Below are 4643 nucleotides of genomic sequence, written 5' to 3'. Positions count from 1 at the left end.
GGGTGGTGTGGGTTTCGTCGACCTCGAGGGTGTGCCGCGGACAGGGCGACCGCGGGTGCCTGGGCTCACTCGCGGAACTGGGGACCGCTGTGGCGCTCGATGCGGTCCTGCTGGCGCTGGACGTCCTCCGGCGCCGTGGTGGTGGCAGGGGTGGAGGTCTCCTCGTCCTCGGGGTGGTTGCCGGCGCGCTCGGCGGGCTGCTCGTCGGAGTCGGTCCTGGTCGCGACGACCATGCCGGTGGCGGCATCGACGTCCACCTCGACGGCGCTGCCGTCGGTGCGGGCGACCGTGACCGCGAAGGCCGTGCCGGAGCCGGTCGCCGAACGCGAGGTCAGGACGACGTGGCCGGGCACGGCGGAGAGGGCCACCTGACGTGCCTGGTCGAGGCTGACCGTGTGCGGCCGCGACGGGTGGGCGTGCCCGCCCGCGGCGCCCTCGGCCGGTGCGGCCATGGTGGTGGCATCGACCGGCGCGGCCGAGGTCGCACCGCCCAGGACGACCGCGGTGGCCCCGAGTACTCCGGCCAGGACGATGCCGAGGACGGCGGGACGGTGACGGGTGATGACGTTCATCGGTGGGTTTCCTTTCCTTGTCGGTGACCCGGGTGGTCACCTGGTGTGGTGCGGAGGCGGCCGGCCACGGTGGGGCCGTGGCTCAGCCGGCACGGGTGCCGGCGTCCGCCGGGACCCGGCCCAGGACCTCGCGGGCCCGCGCCGGGTGGTCGGTGATGAGGGCGGCGACGCCGAGGGCCGCGACCTGGCGCAGGTCGCTGCGGCGGTTGACGGTCCACGGGGTGAGCGCGACGCCGAGCCGGCGCGCGGTCGTCACGGCGGCCGGTGCGTCGAGGACGGCGGACAGGGCCGGGTGCACCTCGTCGTGGCCGGCGTCGACGGCCTGGCGCAGCAGGCCGGTCAGGGCGGTGCCCGGGCGACCGAGCAGGGCGGTGGGCACCCGGCGCGGGCGCAGCACCGGCTGCAGCGCGGCGAGCAGGTCGGGGTCGAAGCTCGAGACCGTCACCCGCTCGGGCGCCGGGCCGAGGACCCGGGCCAGCTCGTGGCCCAGCCGGGCGGCGTAGCCGGGCAGGTCGACCGCCTTGGCCTCGACGACGACCCGGCGTCCGTGGGCGCCGACCACCGCAAGCACGTCGGTCAGGGTCGCCGGGTGGTGCCCGGCCCCCAGGTCCAGTGCCAGCAGCTCGGCCGCCGGGGCACCGGCGATCTCCACCTGGCGCCCGTCGGCGGCGGTCAGGTGCGGGTCGTGGCTGCACACCAGCACGCCGTCGGCGCTGAGGCGGACGTCGACCTCGACGCCGTCGGCGCCGAGCATGAGCGCAGCCGCCACCGCCGCCACGGAGTTCTCCGGCCGGCGCAGGCCGGCCAGCCCCCGGTGCGCGAACACACGCGGTGCCACCGCTGCGTGCGGGACGCCCGGGCGGGAGGAGATGACCGTGCCGGGGCCGGCACCCGTGGTGGCGGTGATCGGTGTCATCGCGGTGCTCCCTCCGTCGACGCGTGCTGCTGCTGACACCGACGACGGTGCCCGGGCGGGCCCGGCCCGGGGCAGGCACCGCAGGTGTTGGCGCGCCCGCGCAAGGTGTCGGCAAACCACCCCCTTGGGGGGCCCGCGAGCGCCCGGTGACGGCCCGGCCGGGGTCGTAGACTGGACGGACGAGCGCACGCACGGAGCGGCCATGGACGACCCCGCAGCTGGTCAGGGCCCTGCTCCCGCGCCGCCCCGGGTCGGGATCGGCTGGACCGAAGGGCCGTTCCTCACCTATCCCGACGGCGGCGGGGAGCGGCAGTTCGTCACGCTCCAGCCCGGGCGCACCATGACCCTCGGCCGCGGCTCCGGCTGCGACGTCCAGCTCGGCTGGGACGAGGCCGTCTCCCGGGTGCACGCCCAGCTCGAGCCGGTCGGGCGCGACTGGACACTGGTGGACGACGGGCTGTCCCGCAACGGGACCTACCTCAACGGCGAGCGCCTCACCGGGCGCAGGCGCCTGCGCGACGGTGACACCTTCGTGCTCGGGGGCACGTCCTTCACCTACCGCTCGGGCCAGCGGGGCCGGTCGCAGGAGACCAAGGTCGCCGACGGCATGGTCACGGTCGGGTCGCTCTCGCCCACGCAGCGCCAGGTCCTGACCGCGCTGTGCCGCCCCTACCGGGACTCCTCCGGCTTCGCCACCCCCGCGTCCAACCAGCAGATCGCCAGTGAGCTCTACCTCAGCGTCGACGCGGTCAAGACCCACCTGCGCACGCTGTTCCAGAAGTTCCACATCGAGGACCTGCCGCAGAACCAGAAGCGGGCCAAGCTCGTCGAGCGGGCCATCTCCCTGGGCCTGGTCTCCCGGCGCGAGCTGTAGGGCAGGCAGCGGTGGCGGGCACACGGCATACCGGACAGGCCGCGATCGAGGACCACGGCGTCATCGGGGACCTGCACACCGCGGCCCTGGTCTCCACCGAGGGGGACATCGACTGGCTGTGCCTGCCCCGCTTCGACTCCCCCTCGGTGTTCGCCGCGCTGCTCGACGGCGAGCGCGGCGGCCGGTTCACGGTGCGGGCGGTGGGCGCCACGCGGACCAAGCAGATGTACCTGCCCGACTCCAACGTGCTGCTGACCCGGTTCCTCGGGGAGCACGCCGTGCTCGAGGTGGTCGACTTCATGGTCCCGCACGCGCACGGCTCGGCCGACCACCGCAGCGCCCACCAGCTGGTCCGCAAGGTGCGCGCGGTCCGCGGCCGGGTCGAGGTCGACATCCGGTGCGAGCCGGCCTTCGACTACGGCCGGGTGCACGGGGAGGTCGACGTGGTCGAGGGCTCCGGGGCGTTCTTCTCCTCGGCGGCCGGACGGCTGGTGCTGCGCTCCACCGTCCCGCTGCACGCCGACGGGTCCGCCGCCGTGGGCCGGCCGGTCCTGGAGGAGGGCGAGACGATCGCGCTGTCCCTGTCCCGGCAGGGCTCTCCGCGGCCACTGGACCTGGTCGAGGTCGAGGCCCTGCTGGAGACCACGACCGCGTTCTGGCAGGGCTGGATCCGGCAGTCGCGCTACCGCGGTCGTTACCGCGAGATGGTCGAGCGCTCGGCGCTGACGCTCAAGCTCCTGGTGCACCAGCCGACCGGTGCCCTGGTCGCGGCGGCGACGACCTCGCTGCCCGAGGCGCTCGGCGGCACCCGCAACTGGGACTACCGCTACACCTGGGTGCGCGACGCCGCGTTCACGGTGTACGGGTTGATGGCCCTGGGGTTCACCGAGGAGGCGGCGGCGTTCACCACCTGGCTGGAGGCCCGCTGCCTCGACGCCCCACCCGGGGAGAGCCTGCAGGTGCTCTACGCCGTCGACGGCGAGCCCTCACCGCCGGAGCAGGAGCTGGCACACCTCGCCGGCTACCGCGGGTCGCGCCCGGTGCGGGTCGGCAACGGCGCGGCCGACCAGCGCCAGCTCGACATCCACGGCGAGCTCATGGACTCGGTCTACCTGTTCAACAAGCACGGCCAGCCGATCTCCTACAGCCTGTGGGTGGCCCTGTGCCGGCAGCTGGACTGGCTGGAGAAGCACTGGGAGGAGCCGGACTGCGGCGTGTGGGAGGTCCGCGGCCCGATGCGCCGGTTCACCTACTCCACGCTGATGACCTGGGTGGCCTTCGAGCGGGCCGAGCGGATCGCGCGCCAACGCGGGCTGCCCGCCCCGCTGGCCCGGTGGCGTGATGCCGCCGACCGCGCCTACCTGCAGGTGCAGGAGCAGGCGTGGAGCCCGAGCCTGCAGGCCTACGTGCAGTACCCGGGCAGCACCACGCTGGACGCCGGTGCGTTGGTGATGCCGCTGGTGAAGTTCACCGGTCCCCAGGACCCCCGCTTCCTTGCCACGCTCGACCGGATCGAGCACGAGCTCGTCACCGACAGCCTGGTCCAGCGCTACCGCACCGACGGCAGCGACGGCTTCGAGGAGGGCGAGGGCACGTTCAACCTCTGCTCCTTCTGGTATGTCGAGGCGCTCACCCGGGCAGGTCGGCTGGAGCAGGCGCGCCAGACCTTCGAGAAGATGCTCACCTACGCCAACCACCTCGGCCTGTACGCCGAGGAGATCGGCCCGTCCGGCGAGGCGCTGGGCAACGTCCCGCAGGCGTTCACCCACTTGGCCCTGATCAGCGCCGCGGTCAACCTCGACCGCGCCCTGTCGCCGGAGCGACGATGAGCAGCCCGGTGCCCCGCGCGCTGGGCGAGGGCTCGCGGGTCGTCGTGCACCCCGGCTCCGGCGTCGTGCACCGCAGCGGCGACGCCGTGCTCGTCATGCCCACGATCGAGGGCGCCCAGGTCGACGTCGCCCGCGACCTGCTCGCCGCCTGCGCCCTGGAGTCCGACCCCACCGGGCGCATGCGGGCCCGCCGGGTGGCCGCGCTGCTGGGGACGGTCGAGGACCCCGACGCCGTGCCCGGGTTCGTGCTCCTGCTGGACACGGCTGCCGGGCCGGTGCTCCTCGCCTCCGGGGACACCGACGCCCTCGTCCGCGGGCTGCACGAGCAACGTGTCAGCGGGCGGGAGTCGCTGGCGTGGGTGGAGCACCGCGTCGCGCCCGGCTTCACCGCGATCCTGCTGGGGGGTGCCGCGGAGTCCGATGCCCCGGCCGAGGCGCCGCTGCTGCCGCTG

5 protein-coding genes are annotated in these 4643 nt (G+C 74.6%); 3 read left to right on the top strand and 2 right to left on the bottom strand.

Annotated elements, in window-relative coordinates; all coding sequences use genetic code 11:
• Positions 1–65 precede the first annotated feature (65 nt).
• Both VF825_RS10645 and VF825_RS10640 read right to left on the bottom strand, forming a co-directional pair.
• A complete protein-coding gene (locus VF825_RS10645; protein WP_331113011.1) occupies positions 66–572 on the bottom strand; it encodes a PepSY domain-containing protein in 507 nt (168 codons plus the stop codon).
• An 82-nt stretch (positions 573–654) separates the two neighbouring features.
• Positions 655–1488, bottom strand: a complete 834-nt coding sequence (locus VF825_RS10640) for a glycerophosphodiester phosphodiesterase (RefSeq protein WP_331113009.1) — start codon at positions 1486–1488, stop codon at positions 655–657.
• 202 nt (positions 1489–1690) lie between these two features.
• Here VF825_RS10640 and VF825_RS10635 point away from each other — a divergent pair, with 202 nt between their 5' ends.
• From VF825_RS10635 to VF825_RS10625, 3 genes are all read left to right on the top strand, one after another.
• On the top strand, positions 1691–2362 hold the full coding sequence (locus VF825_RS10635) for an FHA domain-containing protein (protein WP_331113007.1): 672 nt from the start codon (positions 1691–1693) through the stop codon (positions 2360–2362).
• Between the two features lie 11 nt (positions 2363–2373).
• Positions 2374–4191, top strand: coding sequence for a glycoside hydrolase family 15 protein (locus tag VF825_RS10630; RefSeq protein WP_331113005.1), 1818 nt, complete (start codon positions 2374–2376; stop codon positions 4189–4191).
• On the top strand, positions 4188–4643 hold a 456-nt coding region (locus tag VF825_RS10625; RefSeq protein WP_331113003.1), incomplete at its 3' end, for a hypothetical protein. The genes VF825_RS10630 and VF825_RS10625, both read left to right, overlap by 4 nt.

This window comes from Oryzihumus sp. (assembly GCF_036391795.1).
Taxonomy (GTDB): domain Bacteria; phylum Actinomycetota; class Actinomycetes; order Actinomycetales; family Dermatophilaceae; genus Oryzihumus.
Note: the sequence above shows the minus strand (reverse complement) of the source record. Positions and strands in the feature narration are given on the sequence as shown.

What these genes read in the sequence shown, in the direction of transcription:
- VF825_RS10640 (WP_331113009.1), bottom strand. Translation starts at nt 1,488, where the DNA reads ATGACACCGATCACCGCCACCACGGGTGCCGGCCCCGGCACGGTCATC.
- VF825_RS10645 (WP_331113011.1), bottom strand. Translation starts at nt 572, where the DNA reads ATGAACGTCATCACCCGTCACCGTCCCGCCGTCCTCGGCATCGTCCTG.
- VF825_RS10635 (WP_331113007.1), top strand. Translation starts at nt 1,691, where the DNA reads ATGGACGACCCCGCAGCTGGTCAGGGCCCTGCTCCCGCGCCGCCCCGG.